The 21,410-nt window shown below is 59.2% G+C and carries 16 protein-coding genes; 5 read left to right on the top strand and 11 right to left on the bottom strand.

Annotated elements, in window-relative coordinates:
- Positions 1-27 precede the first annotated feature (27 nt).
- A complete protein-coding gene (gene nadR, locus EE896_RS16385) occupies positions 28-1,269 on the top strand; it encodes a multifunctional transcriptional regulator/nicotinamide-nucleotide adenylyltransferase/ribosylnicotinamide kinase NadR (protein WP_008925532.1) in 1,242 nt (413 codons plus the stop codon).
- A gap of 45 nt (positions 1,270-1,314) precedes the next feature.
- On the opposite strand, the gene EE896_RS16380 is transcribed toward nadR, so the two are convergent.
- The gene (locus tag EE896_RS16380; RefSeq protein ID WP_003854895.1) at positions 1,315-2,316 is read right to left on the bottom strand and encodes a zinc-binding alcohol dehydrogenase family protein; all 1,002 of its coding nucleotides are present in this window, start codon (positions 2,314-2,316) and stop codon (positions 1,315-1,317) included.
- A gap of 186 nt (positions 2,317-2,502) precedes the next feature.
- Here EE896_RS16380 and EE896_RS16375 point away from each other — a divergent pair, with 186 nt between their 5' ends.
- Positions 2,503-3,399, top strand: a complete 897-nt coding sequence (locus EE896_RS16375; RefSeq protein ID WP_003854894.1) for a LysR family transcriptional regulator — start codon at positions 2,503-2,505, stop codon at positions 3,397-3,399.
- A 45-nt stretch (positions 3,400-3,444) separates the two neighbouring features.
- Here EE896_RS16375 and ettA read toward each other — a convergent pair whose 3' ends face one another.
- Both ettA and deoR read right to left on the bottom strand, forming a co-directional pair.
- Positions 3,445-5,112 (bottom strand): energy-dependent translational throttle protein EttA, encoded by a 1,668-nt coding sequence (gene ettA / locus EE896_RS16370; protein WP_008925533.1) that lies wholly within the window; start codon positions 5,110-5,112, stop codon positions 3,445-3,447.
- 179 nt (positions 5,113-5,291) lie between these two features.
- On the bottom strand, positions 5,292-6,056 hold the full coding sequence (gene deoR, locus EE896_RS16365; RefSeq protein ID WP_033743124.1) for a DNA-binding transcriptional repressor DeoR: 765 nt from the start codon (positions 6,054-6,056) through the stop codon (positions 5,292-5,294).
- A gap of 379 nt (positions 6,057-6,435) precedes the next feature.
- On the opposite strand from deoR, the gene rbsK reads away from it, so the two are divergent.
- The 3 genes from rbsK to EE896_RS16350 are packed head-to-tail and all read left to right on the top strand — an operon-like array spanning position 6,436 to position 9,698.
- Entirely contained in the window at positions 6,436-7,353 is a 918-nt protein-coding gene (gene rbsK, locus EE896_RS16360; protein WP_003854889.1) for a ribokinase, read from the top strand.
- Between the two features lie 9 nt (positions 7,354-7,362).
- Entirely contained in the window at positions 7,363-8,688 is a 1,326-nt protein-coding gene (gene fucP, locus EE896_RS16355) for an L-fucose:H+ symporter permease (protein WP_003854887.1), read from the top strand.
- Positions 8,685-9,698 carry an aldose 1-epimerase family protein gene (locus EE896_RS16350; RefSeq protein WP_110411665.1) on the top strand — a complete coding sequence of 338 codons (1,014 nt, stop codon included), beginning with the start codon at positions 8,685-8,687 and terminating at the stop codon, positions 9,696-9,698. Before fucP ends, EE896_RS16350 begins: the two co-directional genes overlap by 4 nt.
- A 7-nt stretch (positions 9,699-9,705) precedes the next feature.
- On the opposite strand, the gene urtE is transcribed toward EE896_RS16350, so the two are convergent.
- From urtE to atzF, 8 genes are all read right to left on the bottom strand, one after another.
- The gene (urtE, locus tag EE896_RS16345; RefSeq protein ID WP_003854882.1) at positions 9,706-10,404 is read right to left on the bottom strand and encodes an urea ABC transporter ATP-binding subunit UrtE; all 699 of its coding nucleotides are present in this window, start codon (positions 10,402-10,404) and stop codon (positions 9,706-9,708) included.
- Between the two features lies 1 nt (position 10,405).
- Positions 10,406-11,197 carry an urea ABC transporter ATP-binding protein UrtD gene (gene urtD / locus EE896_RS16340; RefSeq protein ID WP_008925538.1) on the bottom strand — a complete coding sequence of 264 codons (792 nt, stop codon included), beginning with the start codon at positions 11,195-11,197 and terminating at the stop codon, positions 10,406-10,408.
- Positions 11,194-12,267, bottom strand: coding sequence for an urea ABC transporter permease subunit UrtC (gene urtC, locus EE896_RS16335; protein ID WP_140916173.1), 1,074 nt, complete (start codon positions 12,265-12,267; stop codon positions 11,194-11,196). Before urtC ends, urtD begins: the two co-directional genes overlap by 4 nt.
- Positions 12,267-13,832 carry an urea ABC transporter permease subunit UrtB gene (gene urtB / locus EE896_RS16330; RefSeq protein WP_140033778.1) on the bottom strand — a complete coding sequence of 522 codons (1,566 nt, stop codon included), beginning with the start codon at positions 13,830-13,832 and terminating at the stop codon, positions 12,267-12,269. Before urtB ends, urtC begins: the two co-directional genes overlap by 1 nt.
- 98 nt (positions 13,833-13,930) lie before the next feature.
- Positions 13,931-15,199, bottom strand: coding sequence for an urea ABC transporter substrate-binding protein (gene urtA / locus EE896_RS16325; RefSeq protein WP_140916195.1), 1,269 nt, complete (start codon positions 15,197-15,199; stop codon positions 13,931-13,933).
- Positions 15,200-15,226: 27 nt separating this feature from the next.
- The gene (locus EE896_RS16320; RefSeq protein ID WP_140916174.1) at positions 15,227-15,928 is read right to left on the bottom strand and encodes a GntR family transcriptional regulator; all 702 of its coding nucleotides are present in this window, start codon (positions 15,926-15,928) and stop codon (positions 15,227-15,229) included.
- Between the two features lie 9 nt (positions 15,929-15,937).
- Positions 15,938-19,555, bottom strand: coding sequence for an urea carboxylase (gene uca / locus EE896_RS16315; RefSeq protein WP_140916175.1), 3,618 nt, complete (start codon positions 19,553-19,555; stop codon positions 15,938-15,940).
- A 2-nt stretch (positions 19,556-19,557) separates the two neighbouring features.
- Positions 19,558-21,354, bottom strand: a complete 1,797-nt coding sequence (gene atzF, locus EE896_RS16310) for an allophanate hydrolase (protein WP_140916176.1) — start codon at positions 21,352-21,354, stop codon at positions 19,558-19,560.
- Positions 21,355-21,410: the final 56 nt, after the last annotated feature.

The following is a 21,410-nucleotide window of genomic DNA, read 5'->3' as shown; positions in this document are numbered from 1 at the left end:
TAACCGCATTGATGCAGGAGGCACGACATGTCGTCGTTTGATTATCTGAAAACGGCTATTCGCCAGCAGGGCCATACGCTGCAACAGGTCGCTGATGCCAGCGGCATGACCAAAGGCTATCTAAGCCAGTTGCTCAATGCCAAAATCAAAAGCCCCAGCGCGCAAAAACTGGAGGCGCTTCACCGATTCCTGGGCCTTGAATTTCCGCGCCGCGATAAAACGGTGGGCGTGGTATTTGGTAAGTTTTATCCGCTGCACACCGGCCATATCTATCTGATTCAGCGCGCCTGCAGTCAGGTGGATGAGCTGCATATCATTATGGGTTATGACGAGCCGCGTGACCGTGAACTGTTTGAGAACAGCGCGATGTCACAGCAGCCTACGGTCAGCGATCGCCTGCGCTGGCTGCTGCAGACCTTTAAGTATCAGAAAAATATCCGCATCCACGCCTTTGATGAGGAGGGGATTGAACCCTATCCGCATGGCTGGGATGTCTGGAGCAAGGGCGTCAGCGCGTTTCTGAGCGAGCACGGCATTGCACCTGATTGCATCTACACCAGTGAAGCGCCCGATGCGGAGATGTATCAGCAGCACCTTGGCATTCAGACCGTGCTGGTCGATCCCAACCGATCCTTTATGAGCATCAGTGGCGCGCAGATTCGTCAGGATCCGTTCCGCTTCTGGGATTACATTCCTACGGAAGTGAAGCCGTTCTTTGTGCGCACCGTGGCGATTCTCGGCGGCGAGTCGAGCGGTAAATCGACGCTGGTGAATAAGCTCGCCAACATCTTTAACACCACCAGCGCCTGGGAATATGGCCGCGACTATGTCTTCTCCCATCTGGGCGGTGACGAAATGGCGCTGCAATATTCCGATTACGACAAGATCGCGCTGGGTCAGGCACAGTACATCGATTTCGCCGTTAAATACGCCAATAAAGTGGCGTTTATCGACACCGATTTTGTGACCACGCAGGCATTCTGTCTGAAGTATGAAGGGCGCGAACATCCCTTTGTGCAGGCACTGATCGATGAATACCGTTTTGATCTGGTGATTCTGTTAGAGAATAACGTGCCCTGGGTCGCAGATGGATTGCGCAGTCTGGGCAGTTCCGTGGATCGGCGGGAGTTTCAGTCGATGCTGGTGACAATGTTGCGTGAAAACAACATCGAATTCCTGCACGTGCAGGAAGATGATTATGATGCGCGTTTCCTGCGCTGCATTGAGCTGGTCAAAGCGATGCTGGGCGAGAAAAACGCCCAGCCGTAACGCCAGCTGTGACCCGGTCTGCCGCACGGCAGCCGGGTCAGCGCATTAATAGACCATGACCACTTTGCCGCGCATGTGGCCTTCCAGCACACGCTGATGGGCGGCAGTTAACGTCTCAACGCTTAAGCCGTGCAGCGTTTCGCTCAGCGTGGTTTGCAGTTTACCTTCATCCAGCAATGCTGATACCGCATCCAGAATCTCGCCCTGACGCGCCATATCCGGGGTATTAAACATGCTGCGGGTGTACATCAGCTCGAAGTGCAGTGCCGCACTCTTCAGCTTCAGTTGATCCATCGACAGCGGATGTTCGTTTTCCACGATGGTGCAGATATGACCCTGTGGTGCGATCAGCTTCGCCATCGTCTCCCAGTGACCGTCGGTATCGTTCAGGCAGAAAATATAATCAACCTGCTTAATGCCCTGTTTCTCCAGCTCACCGATCATATCTTTGTAATTGATCACCACATCGGCTCCGCGATCGCGGCACCACTGGGCGGAATCTTCACGCGAGGCAGTCGCAATGATCTTCACTTTGCTGCGCAGCTTCGCCAGGGGGATCGCCAGTGATCCAACACCACCTGCGCCGCCAACGATCAGCAGAGTCTGATCTTCCGATGCCGTCTCCAGGTTCAGTCGTTCAAACAAACCTTCCCATGCGGTCAGGGCCGTCAGTGGGATCGCGGCAGACTGTGCCCAGTCCAGACTCTCTGGCTTATGGCCGGTGATGCGTGAGTCCACCAGCTGCTCAGTGCTGTTGCTGCCTGGACGGGTCAGATCGCCGGCGTAGAAGACTTCATCGCCAGGCTTAAAGTTGCTGACTGAGCTGCCCACTTCCAGCACAACGCCGCTGGCATCCCAGCCCAGGATACGTGGCTGCTGTAAGCCGTTCTTCTTCGCCCCTTTGTGCACCTTGGTATCAACCGGGTTGACCGAGGCGGCTTTGACCTCGACACGCAGGTCATACTCGCCTGGCGTGGGGGTTTCAGGGAAAATTTCAGTAAAGTGTTCAGGATTTTCGGGATTAATTGCGATAGCGCGAATAGACATAACGTTTTCCTGTGTAGTTAAGCAAAGAGTCTGGCTCTTTTCTCTGACAGCCTGGTCGGGAGTCGGTGTACATACTCTCTATGGCAAGACCAGCTGTAATGATGAAGACAGGCCTTAAGTGTAGAACCTGATTTTAACGGTGATAAGATGGACAATCTTTCATAGAGTGTTCGTCTGAGGTGAACAATGGCATTTCGTCAGTGGCAGGACATGGCGCTGTTTGCGCTGGTGGCGGAGTGCGGCAGCTTTACCGGCGCGGCAGAACGCGCAGGCCTGCCTAAATCCAGTGTCAGTCAGCGTATCAGCCAGCTGGAGCAGCGGCTGGGGATTCGTTTGCTGAATCGCACCACCCGCCAGCTCAATCTGACTTTTGCCGGTGAGCGCTATCTGCTGCATTGTCAGGAGATGATGCAGGCCAGTGAACGCGCCGATCAGGCTATCGCCAGCCTGCGTGAAAACCCCAGCGGGCGTCTGCGCATCACCAGTCCGGCGGGCATTGGGGCCACACTGCTGGCGCGCTGTAATGCAGCGTTTTTGCGTCTCTATCCTGATGTGACGCTGGATGTCTCGATTTCCGATGAGATGCGGGATCTGGTACAGGAGGGCTTTGATGTGGCGCTGCGCACCGGTCAGCCGCAGGAGTCCTCGCTGATTGGCCGCCGGATAGGCAACTGCCCACGACTGCTGGTGGCTTCGCAGCACTATCTTAATCAGCACCCGCCGCTGCTTCACCCGCAGCAGCTGTCAGCTCACCGCTGTATCGCGCATCGCGCATGGAATGAATGGGTATTGCAGCGTGATGGCGCGTTCTACCGCTGGCTGCTGCCGCCTGGCCATCTCACCGACAATTTACTCTATGCGCGCGAATCGGCGCTGGGCGATGCAGGCATTACGCTGCTGCCGCACTTTCTGACCGATGGGGCGATGGCGGATCCCCGGCTGGTGCCGGTGCTGCCGGAATGGGAAGTCGAGGGAAATGAGCTGTGGCTGGTCTATCCGGGCCGTAAACTGAATTCGCCTGCGCTGGCACGCTTTATAGAGTTTGCGCTGCAGTCTCCGGTATTCAGGGAGTTTTATCGCTGAGTGAACCATCAAAAAGGGCGGCATCGCTGCCGCCCGTTTATTCGATTACTTCGTCATGCGCTTGTACTTGATGCGCTTCGGCTCCAGTGCGTCGGCGCCGAGAGTACGCTTCTTGTACTCTTCATATTCGGTAAAGTTACCTTCGAAGAATTCGATATTACCCTCATCCTGGTAATCCAGGATGTGCGTCGCGATACGGTCCAGGAACCAGCGGTCATGCGAGATGACCATGGCACAGCCCGGGAACTCCAGCAGGGCGTTTTCCAGCGCGCGCAGGGTTTCGATATCCAGGTCGTTGGTCGGTTCATCGAGCAGCAACATGTTGCCGCCAACCTGCAGCAGTTTCGCGAGGTGCAGACGACCACGCTCACCACCCGACAGTTCGCCAACGCGTTTGCCCTGATCGACGCCTTTAAAGTTAAAGCGGCCAACATAGGCGCGGCTTGGCATCTCGGTGTTACCGATACGCATGATGTCCTGACCACCGGAAACTTCTTCCCAGACGGTTTTGGAGTTATCCATGCTGTCGCGGAACTGATCGACGGACGCCAGTTTCACCGTCTCGCCCAGCACAATGCTGCCGGAATCAGGCTGTTCCTGACCGGACATCATGCGGAACAGCGTCGATTTACCCGCGCCGTTAGGACCGATAATCCCGACAATTGCCCCTTTCGGTACTGAGAACGAGAGATCGTCAATCAGCACACGGTCGCCATAGGACTTACGCAGATTGCTGACTTCCAGCACTTTGTCACCCAGACGGGCACCTGGCGGAATAAACAGTTCGTTGGTTTCGTTACGCTTCTGGTAGTCCGTGTTGTTCAGCTCTTCAAAGCGAGCCAGACGGGCTTTGCCTTTAGACTGCTGGCCTTTTGGCCCTTTGCGCACCCACTCCAGCTCTTTCTCAATCGACTTACGACGCGCGGCTTCAGAAGAAGCTTCCTGAGCCAGACGCGCATCTTTCTGCTCCAGCCAGGAGGAGTAGTTGCCTTCCCACGGAATACCTTCACCGCGGTCAAGTTCCAGAATCCAGCCTGCCACGTTATCCAGGAAGTAACGGTCATGCGTAATCGCGACCACAGTGCCTTCGAAGTCATGCAGGAAGCGCTCCAGCCAGGCGACAGATTCGGCGTCCAGGTGGTTCGTCGGTTCGTCCAGCAGCAGCATGTCTGGTTTTTCCAGCAGCAGGCGGCAGAGGGCGACGCGGCGACGTTCACCACCGGAAAGGGTGGCGATCTTCGCGTCCCAGTCTGGCAGGCGCAGCGCATCGGCAGCACGTTCCAGTTGGGTATTCAGGTTGTGACCATCGTGCGCCTGGATGATCTCTTCAAGACGGCCCTGCTCAGCGGCCAGCTTGTCGAAGTCTGCATCCTCTTCGGCATAGAGCGCATAAACTTCGTCGAGACGTTTCAGTGCGCCAACTACTTCTGACAGCGCTTCTTCAACCGACTCGCGCACGGTGTGTTCAAGGTTAAGCTGCGGCTCCTGCGGCAGGTAGCCAATCTTGATGCCTGGCTGCGGACGCGCTTCCCCTTCGATATCTTTATCGATGCCGGCCATGATGCGCAGCAGGGTAGATTTACCCGCGCCATTAAGGCCGAGTACGCCGATTTTTGCGCCGGGGAAGAAGCTGAGCGAGATGTTTTTCAGGATATGTCGCTTCGGCGGAACCACTTTGCCGACGCGATGCATGCTATAGACGAATTGAGCCACGTTGGATTGAGCCTCTGGGTCTGTTGGTCGTTGGAATGATGTCGAAGTTTAGCCTTTTTCACCGTTTAATCCCAGCCGGGGGGCGGCGAATAATGCCCTGAGGGCGGTGATGCCGGACAACGTATGAAATAACTGTCTGATTTCCGCGCGTAATCGCTGAAATGACGGCAGAGGCAGGCTCAGGGCAGGCGAAGCGGTATCGCCTGCTGCGCCAGCCAGTTCTGTAACGCCTGATCGGGTGCGCTGTCACTCACCAGCAGGTCAAAACGCTGCAGCCCGGCAATGCGGGCAGGCAGCACCTTGCCATATTTACTGCTGTCAGCCACCAGTACCGACGTTCGGGCACGCAGCATGGCGTGATGTTTCATCATCAGTTCATTGGTGTTGTAGCAGGTCGCCCCCTGATCTTTGTCGATACCCGCCGCAGAGATCAAAGCCAGCGTCGGACAAAGATCGTCCAGGATGGTGTGCACGCCAATCGGTGTAAACAGAGCGTTGTCAGCATGAAATTCACCGCCGCTGAGAATAACGTTACAGCCAGGTTTCTCTTTCAGCGTCAGAAAGGTGTTCATAGCACAGCAGATGGCAGTGAACGACAGCGTGTCGGGAATCGCATCAACGATATAGGGCAGGGTAGTGCCGCAATCGAAAAAGACCGTATCGTTTTCGTTAATCAGGCTGGCCGCCGCCTGCGCCAGTCGCTGCTTTCTGGCCGCATTCTGCCCATGCTGATCGCTGACAAAATAGTGGCCGGTATGACTTTTTGGGTCGCTGACAATGTAGCCGCCCAGTAACACCACGCTGGAGCCCGGTTCGGTTAAATCGCGGCGAACCGTCATCTCTGAGACACCCAGCAGCTGGGCCGCGTCTTTGAGATGCAGTTTATCGGTGCGTTTAAGCGCCTGTGTCAGCTTGTGAATGCGTTCGTCGCGCCGGGTTTCCATGGTCATCTCTGTTTACCTATCCTGCAATGCGGAGGAAAGACGCCGGAACCGACGTCAATACGCGACAAACCTCACAGATTTGAATGAGTTGCGTCTCATCCGCCAGGCTGGCAACCAATCTTACCCGCATTCTGAAAGGCCCGCAAACCTCCGCTGTGCGGTGACTACCGCTCATCGCCGCAGGCGTTCACATTGCTCAGCCAGCAGGCTCTATGATGTTATCTTGTTATAATAGTAACACTTAAAATCCCGATCCCTGTCGCATATTGTCGATTTTGCGCACTCATGTTGTGGTTTTTGTCACATATTTAACTTTTAAGAAAGGTTATTGTGACTTTAATAACATTTGAAGTTTGCAAAATATCCAGGAGAAATGGTCATGACAATTGCGGTCATCGGCTCAAACATGGTCGATTTGATTACCTATACCAACAGCCTGCCGAAAGCGGGCGAAACCCTTGAAGCGCCTGACTTTGCGATTGGCTGCGGCGGTAAGGGCGCTAACCAGGCGGTTGCGGCGGCGAAAATGGGCGGCAGCGTGATGATGGTCAGCAAAGTTGGCGACGATCTCTTTGCGCCCAACACCGTCGCGAACCTGCAGCAGCAGGGCGTGGACACGCGATTTGTCACCACTGCACCAGGCACCTCCAGCGGTGTGGCACCGATTTTTGTCGATGACCAGTCGCAAAACCGCATTCTGATTATCAAAGGTGCCAACCAGCAGCTGAAACCGGCTGATATCGACGACGCGGCAGAGGCGCTGAAAGCCTGTGAGCTGATCATCCTGCAGCTGGAGATCCCGCTGGAGACGGTCTATTACGCCATCGATTTTGCCCGCCAGCATCAGATCAACGTGATCCTGAATCCGGCACCGGCCGTCGCTTCGCTGGATATTCACTACGCCTGCAAATGCGACTTCTTTATGCCGAACGAAACCGAACTGGAGATCCTCACCGGCCTGCCCGTCAGCACCGATGACGAGGTGATCCTGGCGGGGCAGTCGCTGCTGAAGCGCGGCCTTAAAAATCTGATCATTACTCTGGGCAGCCGGGGCTCGGTCTGGATGAGCGGCGACAAGGTGCATCGCGTGGCCGCGACGCCGGTTCAGGCGGTCGATACCAGCGGCGCAGGTGATGCCTTTATCGGCTGCTTTGCCTATCTGCTGGTGAAAACCGGCGATGTGGCCGCCGCCATGACACAGGCGTCGGCCTATGCCGCCTGCAGCGTCACCGGGCGCGGCACGCAGCGCGCTTATCCCGACGCAGAGACTTTCCAGCGTTTTCTCAACCGTAACTGAGGTTCTGCTATGCAACAGAAAATTGTTCAGCAATCTGATGGCTATCTGAATAAAACGCCGCTGTTCCAGTTCATTCTGCTGTCGTGCCTCTTCCCGCTCTGGGGCTGTGCAGCGAGTCTCAACGATATCCTGATTACCCAGTTTAAAAGTGTGTTTGCCCTGAGCGACTTCGCCAGTGCGCTGGTGCAGAGCGCCTTTTATGGCGGCTATTTTCTGATTGCGATCCCCGCCTCGCTGGTGATCCGCAAAACCAGTTACAAGATGGCGATTATGATCGGTCTGGCGCTCTACATTGCCGGCTGTATCGCCTTTTATCCTGCTTCGCACATGGCGACCTACACCATGTTCCTCGCGGCGATCTTTGCGATTGCCATTGGCCTGAGTTTCCTGGAAACGGCGGCCAACACCTACAGCTCGATGATTGGTCATCGTGATCATGCGACGCTGCGCCTCAACGTCAGCCAGACCTTCTATCCGATCGGTGCGCTGATGGGGATTGTGCTGGGTAAATATCTGGTGTTCCAGGATGGCGACAGTCTGGAGAGTCAGATGGCAGCCATGACGGCAGAGCAGGCGCATGCTTTCCGCCTGACAATGCTGGAGCACACGCTGGAGCCTTACAAATATCTGGTGATGGTGCTGGTGGTCGTGATGCTGCTGTTTATGTTCACCCGCTATCCGCGCTGCAAACCAGAGAGTAATGAGAAATCCCGGCCGTCACTGGGCGAGACCTTCCGCTATCTGGCGGCTAACCGTCACTTTAAACGCGGCATTGTGACCCAGTTCCTGTATGTCGGCATGCAGGTGGCGGTCTGGTCATTTACCATTCGTCTGGCGCTGACGCTGGGGGCAGCCAATGAACGTCACGCCTCTAACTTTATGATCTACAGCTTCGTCTGCTTCTTTATCGGCAAGTTCGTGGCGAACTTCCTGATGACCCGCTTCCGTGCCGAGAAAGTGCTGATCGCCTATTCGGTGCTGGGCGTGCTGACGCTGGCTTATGTGATGCTGGTGCCGAACTTTACCGCCGTCTACGCCGCCGTTTTTGTCAGCGTGCTGTTTGGGCCCTGCTGGGCAACGATCTACGCCGGTACGCTGGCGACGGTCGATAATAAATACACTGAAGTGGCAGGCGCGTTTATCGTGATGGCGATTGTTGGCGCGGCCTTTGTCCCGGCGCTGCAAGGCCTGGTGTCTGACACGCTGGGTTCAATGCAGCTGGCGTTTGGTGTCTCGCTGCTCTGCTTCGCCTGGGTCGGATTTTACTTCTACGGCGAACTGCGCCATAAAAAACAGCCGGTTGCGGCCGGTCGTCTGGTGGAGGAGTTACCATGAGAACCCGTTTACCCTTAGCGCGTGACCAGTTTCACACCACGCCCTCGCTGCTGCTGGAAAGCGATGACTTCCGGGTTGAGGTGTTTCGCTATCCGGCAGGAATCGAGGCAGTGCGCATTCATAACCGGCGCGGCAGCGTGACCGTGCTGCCGTTTCTCGGGCAGATGATCTGGGACGTGCAGTTTGACGATCATAACCTGACCATGGGCCACAGCTTTAAGCAGCCGCTGCCCGCGAATTCGATCATAGATACCTATGGCTGTTTTGCCTTTCATTCGGGGCTGCTGGCTAACGGCTGTCCCGCGCCAGAGGACGATCATCCGCTGCACGGGGAAATGGCCTGCGCCCGCATGGATAGTGCCTGGCTGGTGCTGGACGATCAGACACTGTCGCTGGAAGGGGAGTGTGAATATGTTAAAGGCTTCGGCCATCATTATGTTGCGGCACCCGCCGTTCGCATTCAGGCCGACAGGCCCCGTCTGACGATAGAGATGACGGTGACCAATCTGGCGGGTGCACCGATGCCGTTGCAATACATGTGTCACCTCAACAGCGCGTGGATCGATCAGGGGCGCTTCCGGCAGTCGATCCCCGAAGGGGCATTCCAGCTGCGTCGCTCGATCCCGGCGCACCTGCGACCAACGCCCGCCTGGCGGGATTACACGGATCAACTGGCGCGCGATCCGCAGGCGTTACAGCAGCTCGATCAACCGCAGCTCTGCGATCCCGAGATCGTGTTCTTTGCGGACGATCTGCCGCAGTATGGTGATGAGGTACAGTTTGAGTTGCATGCGCCGCAGGGCTACGCGCTGATGACGCGCTTCTCTACCGCGCAGTTCCCGCACGCAACCCGCTGGCTGCTGCACAACCATGACCAGCAGGTGGCGGCCTATATTCTGCCCGCCACCTGTCGGCCAGAGGGTTTTCTTGCCGCGCAGCAGGCCGGCACGCTGATCACCCTGGCGAGCGGCGAGCAGCGTCACTTCTCTGTGGAGACCGGCCTGCTCTGAGTCGGGTTTAAATCGCCACCAGGCCGCGCACACCTTCTGCTTCCATGGTGTCGCCGCGGCCACGCTGCACAATTTCACCGCGCGACATCACCAGATAGCTGTCCGCCAGCTCTGCCGCGAAGTCATAAAACTGCTCAACCAGCAGGATCGCCATATCTCCCCGTTGCGCCAGCTGGCGGATTACCGCGCCGATCTCTTTGATCACCGAGGGCTGGATCCCTTCGGTCGGCTCATCAAGGATCAGCAGCTGTGGCCGACAGGCCAGCGCCCGGCCGATCGCCAGCTGCTGCTGCTGACCGCCCGAGAGATCGCCGCCCCGGCGTGACTTCATCGCCAGCAGCACCGGAAAGAGCTGATAAATCTCCTCCGGCACCTCACGCGCCTGCGCCGCCGGAAAGCGCGACAGGCCCATCAGCAGGTTCTCTTCGACCGTCAGACGCGGAAAGATTTCCCGTCCCTGCGGCACATAGGCGATGCCCGCCTGCACCCGCTGGTGCGGCTTGCGGCCATTCATCCGCTGCTGCTGCCACTGAATCTCGCCTGACTTCGCCGGGATCAGCCCCATCAGGCACTTCAGCAGTGTGGTTTTTCCCACGCCATTGCGGCCAAGCAGACAGGTAATTTCACCAATTTTTACCTCAAACGACAGGCCGCGCAGAATGTGACTGCCGCCATAATATTGATTCAGTTCAGTAACCTGTAACATTTTAGCGCCCCAGATAAACGTCGATAACCTGCTCACTGGCCTGAACCTCGCGCAGCGAACCCTCGGCCAGCACCTGCCCCTGATGCAGCACCGTGACATGGTCGGCGATGGTCTCGACAAAGCCCATGTCATGCTCCACTACCATCAGGGAGTGTTTGCCCGCCAGGCTGCGGAACAACTCGGCGGTGTAGGCCGTCTCTGCGTCAGTCATGCCTGCCGCCGGTTCATCCAGCAGCAGCAGATGCGGCTCCTGAACCAGCAGCATGCCAATCTCCAGAAATTGCTTCTGGCCGTGCGATAGCAGGCCCGCACGGCGCTGGCGTTCGCCACCCAGCCGCAGCAGTTTCAGCACCTCATCAATTCTGTCGCGCTGTTCGCTGCTGAGACGAGCGCGCAGGCTGGCCCAGACCGATTTATTGGCTTTAAGCGCGATCTCAAGATTCTCAAATACGGTTAATGCCTCAAACACCGTAGGCTTCTGGAACTTACGGCCAATGCCGGCGCGGGCGATCTCTACCGGCGACAGACGGGTCAGATCGCTGTCCTGGTCGTAGATCACCCGGCCGGCGTCGGGGCGGGTTTTGCCGGTGATCACATCCATCAGCGTAGTTTTGCCTGCGCCGTTGGGGCCGATCACGCAGCGCAGTTCCCCGATGCCGATCTGCAGCGAAAGATCGGTCAGCGCCCGAAAGCCGTCAAACGAGACGCTGATCTTCTCCAGTTGCAGGACGGGATCGCGCTGCGCCCGATGGCGATCCGCGAGCTGAGGCTGGGTAAACAGGGCATCACTCATTTTTTCCTCCGGCGCAGCAGGCCAATCACGCCGTGCGGCAGAAACAGTGTCACCAGGATGAACATCATTCCCAGGAAAAACAGCCAGTATTCAGGGAAGGCGACGGTGAAGAAGCTGCGTGCGCCGTTAACAATTGCTGCGCCCAGCAGCGGGCCAATCAGCGTACCGCGTCCACCCAGCGCCACCCAGATCGCGGCTTCTATTGAGTTGGCTGGTGACATCTCTCCCGGATTGATAATGCCGACCTGCGGCACATAGAGCGCCCCGGCAAGACCGCACAGCACGGCGGAGAGCGTCCAGACTAATAGCTTGAAGCCGCGCGGATCGTAACCACAAAACATCAGACGGTTTTCGGCATCCCGCACTGCGGTCAGCACCCGGCCAAACTTGCTGCGCGCCAGGGCGAAGCCAATCACCAGGCTCAGCAACAGCAGCAGCACCGTGGCGATAAACAGCCCGATGCGGGTTCCGGTCGCCGTCACCGAAAAGCCGAGCAGGGTAGTAAAGCCGGTGAAGCCGTTGTTGCCGCCAAATCCGGTTTCATTACGGAAGAACAGCAGCATACCGGCGTAGGTCAGCGCCTGGGTCATGATGGAGAAGTAGACGCCTTTGATCTTTGAGCGAAAGGCGAAGAAGCCAAACAGCAGCGCCAGCAGGCCCGGCACCAGCATGCTCAGGCAGAGCGCCCAGGCGAAGTATTCGGTGCCGGTCCAGAACCAGGGCAGCTCTCGCCAGGAGAGAAAGGACATAAAGGCGGGCAAGCCTTCGCCTGCGGCCTGGCGCATCAGGTACATGCCCATGGCATAACCGCCGAGGGCAAAGAACAGCCCGTGGCCCAGCGACAGCAGTCCGGCGTAACCCCACACCAGATCCAGCGCCACGGCGACCACCGCATAGCAGAGGATTTTGCCGACCAGCGTCAGGGTATACGTGGAGATCGCCAGCGGATGGGCGGCGGGCAGCAGCACCAGAAACGGCATCACCAGTAACGCCAGAGTGATCGCCACGCCGATGCTGATCGTCAGGCGCGGCGTGGTGCGCGCCACGCGAAGTGTGATGGGTTGCGTCATCAGTCAGTCACCCTTCCTTTAACCGCAAACAGTCCCTGCGGACGTTTCTGAATAAACAGCACGATAATTACCAGAATCAGGATTTTACCCAGCACCGCGCCAATCTGCGGCTCCAGCACTTTGTTCAGAATGCCCAGGCTGAACGCGGCAACCACGGTGCCTGCCAGCTGGCCGACACCACCCAGCACCACCACCAGGAATGAGTCAATGATATAGCCCTGACCCAGCTCCGGTCCGACGTTACCAAGCTGCGACAGCGCCACGCCTCCCAACCCGGCAATGCCCGAACCGAGGCCAAACGCCAGCATATCGACGCGACCCGTTGGCACGCCGCAGCACTCCGCCATGGCGCGGTTCTGGGTCACGGCGCGCACGTTCATGCCAAGGCGGGTCCGGTTCAGCAGCAGCCAGGTGAGCGCCAGCACAAACACCACAAACAGGATCACTGCGATGCGGTTCCACGGCAGCACCAGGTTGGGCAGCAGCTGCAGGCCACCTGAGAGCCACGATGGGTTCGCCACTTCCAGGTTTTGCGCCCCGAACAGCACGCGTACCAGCTGGATCAGCATCAGGCTGATTCCCCAGGTGGCGAGCAGCGTCTCCAGCGGACGGCCATAGAGATGGCGGATGATGGTGCGTTCCAGCGCCATGCCGATGGCGGCGGTGACCATAAAGGCGACCGGCAACGCCAGCAGTGGATACCAGGCTAAATAGTCCGGTGCAAACTGCTGAAACAGGCTCTGAACCCACCAGGTGGCGTACGCGCCGAGCATCAGCATTTCACCGTGCGCCATGTTGATCACCCCCAGCAGCCCGTAGGTGATCGCCAGGCCCAGCGCGGCCAGCAGCAGGATGGAGCCCAGCGACAGGCCGCTGAAGGCCTGCCCCAGCAGATCGCCCCACATCAGCCGTTTCTGAATCTGTTGCAGGCTTTCGGCCGCTGCCGCCCGTACCGTGACATCGGGCTCATTCGCGGGCTGGGTCAGGCGTTGCAGGCTGGCCTGCGTATTGGGATCGCTGGACTCACCCAGCAGTTTCACCGCCCGCAGGCGCACCATCGGTTCGCCATCCGCCAGTTGCAGATTCGCCAGTGCCAGCGCTAATGCAGCATGTACCCGGCTGTCCTGTTCAGCGGCCAGCCGCTGTTCCAGCAGCGGCAACTGGTCGGCGGCACCCTCATTTTGCAGCTGCTGCGCTGCGCGCAGACGCAGGGCCGCATCACTGCTCACCAGCTGGTGCGCCGCCAGCGCGTTGTTTACCAGCACGCGCAGGCGATTGTTCATAAATAGCTTTTTCAGGTTACCCGTGGGCTGTGCCACCGCATCCAGCGGCTGCAGCGTCGATCCCTGCTGGCTGAATGGCTGTTTGTTCTGGTCGATGACCACGGTTTCTGCTTTTAACGCTTCCAGCAGCGGCAGACGCTGACTGTCCGGCGCGGCAGCCCATTGTTGCAGCAGCGTGGCCTGCTGGCTGCGGCTGGCGGCGGTAAAGTCTGCCGCCGGTCCGGCGCTGGCAAACAGCGGCAGCAACAGAAGCAGGCTGAAAAAACAGCGACATAGATTCATAAAAGGAGCCTCGTTTGGGGAGGTCAGCACGGCAGTCGAATGACCACTGCCGTGCTGCCGCTTTACAGCGGGTGACGCTTTCTTATCAGCAACGAAAATTACTGCGCAGTATTCACCGGGTAATCGGGCTTCTTGTCGTTACCGGCAATGTACGGGCTCCAGGGCTGGGCACGCACGGGTTTATCGGTCTGCCACACCACGCTGAACTGGCCGTTCTCTTCCACTTCACCAATCATGACGGGCTTATGCAGATGGTGGTTGGTCTGGTCCATGGTCAGGGTAAAGCCATCCGGCGCTTTAAAGGTCTGACCGGCCATTGCCGCCCGCACTTTGTCCGGGTCCGTCGTGCCCGCTTTTTCCACCGCCTGCGCCCACATATGGATGCCGACATAGGTCGCTTCCATCGGGTCGTTGGTCACCACGGTGGCGGCGTTCGGCAGGTTATGTGCTTTGGCGTAAGCGCGGTAATCGGCAACAAATTTCGCGTTGGTCGGATTATCGATCGACTCGAAATAGTTCCAGGCCGCTAACTGACCCACCAGCGGTTTGGTGTCGATGCCGCGGAGCTCTTCCTCTCCCACTGAGAAGGCGACCACCGGAATGTCAGTGGCTTTGATGCCCTGGTTAGCCAGCTCTTTGTAGAACGGCACATTGGAGTCGCCGTTGATGGTGGAGACCACCGCCGTTTTACCGCCTGCCGCGAATTTTTTAATGTTGGAGACAATGGTCTGATAGTCGCTGTAACCAAACGGCGTGTAGACCTCTTCGATATCTTTATCCGCCACGCCTTTGCTGTGCAGGAAGGCACGCAGGATCTTGTTGGTGGTGCGCGGATAGACGTAGTCGGTGCCCAGCAGGAAGAAGCGTTTTGCACTGCCGCCATCTTCGCTCATCAGGTATTCCACTGCCGGAATCGCCTGCTGGTTAGGCGCCGCGCCGGTGTAGAAGACGTTAGGTGACATCTCTTCCCCTTCATACTGCACCGGATAGAAGAGCAGGCCGTTCAGCTCTTCAAACACCGGCAGCACCGATTTGCGTGATACCGAGGTCCAGCAGCCAAACACCACCGCCGCTTTATCCTGGGTCAGCAACTGCCGCGCTTTCTCGGCAAACAGCGGCCAGTTAGAGGCGGGATCGACCACCACCGGCTCCAGCTTTTTCCCCAGCACGCCCCCTTTGGCGTTGATCTCATCGATGGTCATCAGCGCCACATCTTTCAGTGGCGTTTCAGAGATCGCCATGGTGCCGGAGAGCGAATGCATGATCCCCACTTTGATGGTGTCAGCCGCCTGCGCACTCCAGGCGAAACCCATACTGACAACGGTAGCGGAGAGGGCGAAAGCCTTGATCAACGAACGTCTTTTCATCATTTAAACCCCTGAGTGGTTGTTATGTTATTCGGTGAGCTGGAGCCGGGCCTGCTGGAGGCGGTGCAGTGTGATCTTCCTGACCTCCGCCTTACTGACAGCGATGTGATCGGTCAGGATGCGTTGCGCCTCATCTGTCTGCTGCGCAAAAATCGCCTGTAAAATCTGAGCATGTTCCTGATAAGTCGCACAGATGCGATCATCGCGGGTGAAGTCGAGCCGACGGATGATGCGGATCTTCTCGGTGAGTTCGGCGTGTATGCGCGCCATCTCCGGGTTACCCGCGGCCGCGACCAGCGCCATGTGAAACGCTTCGTCATGCTGCGACACCACCAGACCTTCGGTGAGCGCCTCCGCTTCACACCAGAACTGGTTGAGTTCGTGTAACAGCGCGGCACACTGAGGCGCGGGCAGGGCGCAGAGGCGTTTTACCGCCTCGCACTCCAGCACGGTGCGCAGGTCATACAGCGATTCGAACCAGGCAAAATCGAAGTTTTTAATCTGCCAGCCGCTGCGGAACCAGACTTCGACAAAGCCTTCGCGCTCCAGCCGGAATAGCGCCTGGCGAACCGGCGTGCGGCTGACCGCCATCCGTCCGGCGATTTCGCTTTCGCTGAAGCGATCGCCCGGCATCAGGCGAAAGGCGAAAATATCGGCCTTCAGCGCCTGATAGACCCGTTGGGCCAGCGCTTCCGGGCGCGCTTTAGGGGATTGAGGTTGGGTTGTCATCGGCGCTCCTTATTCCAGCCACAGCAGGGTATCGCCAGGGCTGACCGGGCGGCCCGCCTGGCAGGCGATCCGCGTCACCCGACCGGCCTGCGGCGCGACAATCGCCAGCTCCATCTTCATCGCCTCGACGATAATCAGCGTCTGTCCGGCGCTGACCTCGTCGCCCGGCTGCACCAGCACTTTCCAGATGTTGCCATTGAGGTCGGCCTGCACCGCCAGTCCGCCTTCGTCCGCTTCACTCACGCTGTCCGGCACCTCATCCGCCGCCGATGCGTTCTGTTCTTCCTGCGCCCATAACTGCACTTCCTGTTCAAAGGCGGTCGCCTGGCGCTGACGGAAGTCCGCAATCTCAGCGGCATGGTCGGCGAGGAATTGCTGGTGCGCGGCAAAATCAAACTGCGTCTCTTCAATACGCAGGCTGGCACGACCTTCGCGGAAATCTTCGCGCAGCTGGTTGAGCTCGGTTTCACTCACCGGATAGAAGCGCACCTGATCGAAGAAGCGCAGCAGCCACGGCGCATCGGCTGTGAACTGCGGATTCTTCAGGAAGGTGTTCCAGATGGGCAGCGTGCGGCCTACCAGCTGATAGCCGCCGGGCGAATCCATGCCGTAGATGCACATGTACATGCCGCCAATGCCGACCGTGCCTTCGGCGGTAAAGGTACGTGCCGGACTGTATTTGGAACTCAGCAGGCGATGGCGCGGATCGATCGGCACGGCGCAGGGCGCGCCGAGGTAAACATCGCCCAGCCCCAGCACCAGATAGCTGGCGTTGAACAGGGTGTCGCGCACCTCATCGCGGCTGCTTAAGCCATTAATGCGCTGGATAAAGTCCACGTTGTTGGGCAGCCAGGGCGCACTGGCACGCACCGTCTCCTGATAGCGGCTGACCGCACCCAGCGTGGCGCTGTCTTCAAACGCCATCGGCATCCACACCACGCGCGACGGGACTTTCAGCGTGCTGACATCACCCAGCGTCGCTTCCAGCGCCAGCAGCAGCGACATCAGGGCGGACTGTGAAATAATGCGGCTGTCGTAGCGTACCTGCAGTGAGCGCACGCCTGGCGATAGCTCCTCAACGCCTGGCTCCGCCTGCGCCGTCAGCGCATTCATCAGCAGGTGCACGCGCAGACGTAGCGCCAGGGCCAGCACGTTGTCGCCATACTCAATCAACACATATTTGTCGCCGGCCTGACGATAGACCACTTTCGGCGTGCTGCCGGTGGCCTCAATGGCGGACAGAATCGTGGCGGAGCCGTGGGCGGTTTCAGCCAGCGACGGCACGGCAAAGGTCGGGGGATGTTCCGGCCGCAGGGTGTCGATCAGGTGCATCTGCGCTTTTTCCCGCGCCAGTGCATCGTCTGCGGTAATCGGGTGGAAGCGGATGGTGTCGCCCGGTTTGACCTGGCCCACTTTCCACAGCTCGGCTTTGGCGATGGTCACCGGACAGACGAAGCCGCCCAGGCTCGGGCCGTCGTGTGTCAGGATCACCGGGAAGTCGCCGGTGAAATTGACCGCGCCGATGGCATATTCACAGTCGTGAACGTTGGAGGGATGCAGGCCTGCTTCGCCACCGTTGGCGCGGGTCCAGGTCGGTTTCGGACCCACCAGCCGAACGCCGAGGCGGTTGGAGTTGTAGTGCACCTGCCAGTCGCTGGCAAAGAATTCGTCGATGGCGGCCTGGGTGAAGAAGTCCGGTGCGCCGTGCGGGCCATAAAGCACGCCGATGCGCCATTCGCTGCCGTAGTGGGGAATCAGCGTCGCATCAAGCGGCTGCGGATCGCTGACCGGGGCCGGTGTAGTGCAGGCTGCCCGTTCAGGCCGGGAGATTGCCAGCATATCGGCCACCCGCAGGGTGCGTCCGGCGTGACCGCCAAACTGGCCCAGTGAAAAGGTGCTGCGGCTGCCCAGATATTCCGGCACGTCGAAGCCGTTGCGCACCGCCAGATAGCTGCGGCAGCCCTGCCGGGCGCGTCCCAGTGCCAGGGTCTGTCCCGCTTTCACCGCCAGCGGCTGCCAGGCGCTGACCGGTTCGCCATCAAGCCGGGCGTCGCAGTCCGCGCCGGTCAGCGCCAGAATGGCATCACAGTGGAAACGCAGCGTCGGCCCCTGCAGGGTAAACTCCAGGCCTGCTGCTGCCTCGTGGTTACCCACGATTCGGTTTGCCAGACGGAACGCGAAATCATCCATCGGGCCGGAAGGCGGCACGCCGATATCCCAGTAGCCGAGGCGGCCGGGATAGTCCTGCACCGAACTGAAGGTGCCGGGTTGCAGCACTTCCACCACGGAGGCGGCAGGCACAACGCTGTCGAGATAGCGCGTCCAGACGTTGCCGCTGCGAAACGCGTCGCTGCGGGTGATCTGGCGCAGATAGTCGAGGTTGGTGGCGATGCCATGCAGCTGAGTTGCATCCAGCGCATGATGAAGTTTTTCCAGTGCCGCCTCGCGCGTGTCGGCATGCACAATCAGCTTGGCGATCATCGGGTCGTAGAAGCTGGAGACCTCGCTGCCGGTTTCGATGCCGCTGTCGACCCGCACGCCGTCAGGAAAGGTGACGCCGGTTAACAGGCCGGGGCTGGGCTGAAAGTTCTTCAGCGGATCTTCCGCATAGAGCCGCACTTCAATCGCTGCACCCTGCGGTGCCTGCTGCAGACGTGACCAGTCCACTGCATCGCCCGCCGCCACCTGCAACATGCACTCCACAAGATCGAGGCCGGTGACGCATTCGGTGACCGGATGCTCCACCTGCAGGCGGGTGTTCACTTCAAGAAAGTAAAAGGCCTGCTGGCTGACGTCGTAGATATACTCCACGGTGCCTGCGCTGCGGTAGTTGACCTGCTCGCCAAGCCGCACCGCCGAGGCGAGCAGGGCGTCACGCGTGGCCTGCGACAGGCCGGGCGCCGGTGTCTCTTCCACCACCTTCTGGTTGCGGCGCTGCAGTGAGCAGTCGCGTTCGCCCAGCGCCACCACGTTGCCTTTGCCGTCTCCAAAAATCTGAACTTCAACGTGGCGGGCGCGATCGATACAGCGTTCCAGAAATACGCCTGCATCACTGAAAAACTGCTCACCAAGACGGCGCACGCTCTCCCAGGCGCTGGCGAGCGCATCGGCGTCGGCGCAGCGCGTCAGGCCAATGCCGCCGCCGCCCGCCGTGCTTTTCAGCATCACCGGATAGCCAATCTTATCAGCTGCCTGCATTGCCTCTTCCAGCGAGGCGAGCAGGGGTGTGCCGGGCGTCATCGGCACACCCGCGCTGGCGGCCAGTTCACGAGCGCTGTGCTTCAGGCCGAACTCACCAATCTGCTGCGCGGTGGGGCCGACAAAGGCGATACCTGCCGCATTGCAGGCGTCGGCAAACGCCTGGCTTTCAGAAAGAAATCCGTAGCCGGGCCAGATAGCCTGCGCGCCGCTCTGCTGCGCTGCTGCCAGAATTTTGTCGATGCGCAGATAGCTGTCGCTGGCCTTCTCGCCGCCCAGGGCGATGGCGATATCCGCCTGCTTAACGTGCTGCGCATTACGGTCAGCGTCTGAATAGACCGCGACGCTTTTCACGCCGAGGCGTTTCAGGGTCCGAATGGCGCGGCAGGCAATTTCGCCGCGGTTGGCAATCAGTACGGTAGTGAACATGATCAGTGACTCCCCTGTGATGCCAGCCAGTTGCGCCAGCCGCCCGTCTCGGTGATTTCCAGCGCACTCTTCAGCGCTGAGCCTTCGCAGATAAAGCCTTTAACAACGCGGCCATCGGCCAGCGTCAGGCTGCCGATCCCCAGTGGGGCCGGAATCTCCGCCACAAACTCGCCGAAACGGGCCAGTGGGATATCCCACAGCTCAACGGTGATCGCCGCTCCCTGTTCGTCACGCATCAGGCCCGGTTTTTTGATTGCACCTTCCAGCAGGGCAAAGAGGCGGTAGTGTGGCGCGGTCTTCGTCTCTTCCACCCAGACGGCATTGCGTTCGGTGAGCTGGAAATTGAGCGGCATGCCGGTGAGATGCGCGCCCACTACCGCCAGCCGGACGTGGTCAGGTGAGACAGGTAAGGTTGTGGATCGGGTCGGCCACGGCTGACCGGTCGCGCCCAGCGGCAGTGCAAGCTGCTGCTGCCAGCGAAGGCCGAATTCCGCCAGCGCCCGATCGTGCCAGGCGGGTGCAATCAGCGTGATGCCTGCCGGAAGATCGTCGTTGCGGAACGGTGCGGGCAGCGCCAGGGCAGAGAGGTCGGCGAGATTGGTGAAGTTGGTGTAGGTGCCGAACTGTGAGTTGAAGTAAATCGGCTCCTGTTTCATCTCCTCCAGGGTGTGAATGGTGGGTGAGGTCGGCACCACCAGCGCATCAAACTGTGCCAGCGTCTCCTGAATCTGACGCGTCAGTTCGGCCCGCAGATACTCCGCCTTGTAGGCGTCCACCGCGCTGTATTTCAGGCCGCTGGTGACGATCTCATGCACTACCGGGTCCATCTCCGCCGGACGGTCAAGCATCTCACCCACCGCCGCTGTGCGTTCGGCAACCCAGGGACCGTAGTAGAGCTGTTCAGCGAGCGTCCGGAACGGCGTGAAGTCGATGGGGTGCAGCGTCGCGCCGCCCGCCTGCAACGCTTCCAGTGCCTGATCCCAGGCCGCTTCAGCGGCAGCATCATCAAAAAACGCCGGGTGCGCCGGAATAGCGAAACGGGGATGACGCGGCAGGCTGGCTGGGGCGGTGCGCGGATTAATACGCGAATAGGCATCACCGGCATCGTAGCCACCCATGATACTGGCGACGCTAAACGCATCTTCTGCCGTCAGCGCAAATACCGAAATGGTGTCGTTAAGGCGACAGGCGGGCACCACGCCGCGTGCAGAGAACCAGCCCTTGGTCGGCTTGAGTCCGACGATATTATTAAAGCCCGCCGGCACGCGGCCCGATCCTGCGGTATCGGTGCCCAGTGAAAAAGCGACCAGTCCGCGCGCCAGCACCGATGCCGAGCCAGAGCTGGAGCCACCGCTGACGTAATCAGCGTCAAAGGTATTACTGACCGCGCCATAGGGCGAGCGGGTGCCGACCAGGCCGGTTGCGAACTGATCGAGGTTGGTTTTACCGATGACGACTGCGCCAGCGGCTTTCAGCCGGGCGACGGCGACCGCATCTTCGCTGGCGGTATAGGTAAACGCAGGGCAGGCGGCGCTGGTCGGCCAGCCTGCGACATCAATGTTATCTTTTACGGCGAAGGGCACACCAAACAGCGGCAGCGACGCGGGATCGCGTTCATAGTCTGCCAGCAGCGGTTCAATCTGTGCCGCTAACTGGTCAGGTGTTGCCAGATAGATCCAGGCATTATCGCGTGTGTCGAGGGCTGCCAGGTGCGCACTCAGCAGCGAACGGATCTGGTGTGGTGCCTGCTGAGTGCGCTGCTGCCAGGCGGGAAGCGTCAGGCCGAAGGTAGAAGTCATACGAAGAATTCCAGCTGGTATACAAGATGGAATTCAACAGAGCAAAGCGTGTGCCA

Origin of the sequence: Pantoea eucalypti (assembly GCF_009646115.1) — a bacterium.
In the GTDB taxonomy this organism is placed as follows: Bacteria; Pseudomonadota; Gammaproteobacteria; order Enterobacterales; family Enterobacteriaceae; genus Pantoea; species Pantoea eucalypti.
Note: the sequence above shows the minus strand (reverse complement) of the source record. Positions and strands in the feature narration are given on the sequence as shown.

What these genes read in the sequence shown, in the direction of transcription:
- nadR (WP_008925532.1), top strand. Translation starts at nt 28, where the DNA reads ATGTCGTCGTTTGATTATCTGAAAACGGCTATTCGCCAGCAGGGCCAT.
- EE896_RS16380 (WP_003854895.1), bottom strand. Translation starts at nt 2,316, where the DNA reads ATGTCTATTCGCGCTATCGCAATTAATCCCGAAAATCCTGAACACTTT.
- EE896_RS16375 (WP_003854894.1), top strand. Translation starts at nt 2,503, where the DNA reads ATGGCATTTCGTCAGTGGCAGGACATGGCGCTGTTTGCGCTGGTGGCG.
- deoR (WP_033743124.1), bottom strand. Translation starts at nt 6,056, where the DNA reads ATGGAAACCCGGCGCGACGAACGCATTCACAAGCTGACACAGGCGCTT.
- rbsK (WP_003854889.1), top strand. Translation starts at nt 6,436, where the DNA reads ATGACAATTGCGGTCATCGGCTCAAACATGGTCGATTTGATTACCTAT.
- fucP (WP_003854887.1), top strand. Translation starts at nt 7,363, where the DNA reads ATGCAACAGAAAATTGTTCAGCAATCTGATGGCTATCTGAATAAAACG.
- EE896_RS16350 (WP_110411665.1), top strand. Translation starts at nt 8,685, where the DNA reads ATGAGAACCCGTTTACCCTTAGCGCGTGACCAGTTTCACACCACGCCC.
- urtE (WP_003854882.1), bottom strand. Translation starts at nt 10,404, where the DNA reads ATGTTACAGGTTACTGAACTGAATCAATATTATGGCGGCAGTCACATT.
- urtD (WP_008925538.1), bottom strand. Translation starts at nt 11,197, where the DNA reads ATGAGTGATGCCCTGTTTACCCAGCCTCAGCTCGCGGATCGCCATCGG.
- urtC (WP_140916173.1), bottom strand. Translation starts at nt 12,267, where the DNA reads ATGACGCAACCCATCACACTTCGCGTGGCGCGCACCACGCCGCGCCTG.
- urtB (WP_140033778.1), bottom strand. Translation starts at nt 13,832, where the DNA reads ATGAATCTATGTCGCTGTTTTTTCAGCCTGCTTCTGTTGCTGCCGCTG.
- urtA (WP_140916195.1), bottom strand. Translation starts at nt 15,199, where the DNA reads ATGAAAAGACGTTCGTTGATCAAGGCTTTCGCCCTCTCCGCTACCGTT.
- EE896_RS16320 (WP_140916174.1), bottom strand. Translation starts at nt 15,928, where the DNA reads ATGACAACCCAACCTCAATCCCCTAAAGCGCGCCCGGAAGCGCTGGCC.
- uca (WP_140916175.1), bottom strand. Translation starts at nt 19,555, where the DNA reads ATGTTCACTACCGTACTGATTGCCAACCGCGGCGAAATTGCCTGCCGC.
- atzF (WP_140916176.1), bottom strand. Translation starts at nt 21,354, where the DNA reads ATGACTTCTACCTTCGGCCTGACGCTTCCCGCCTGGCAGCAGCGCACT.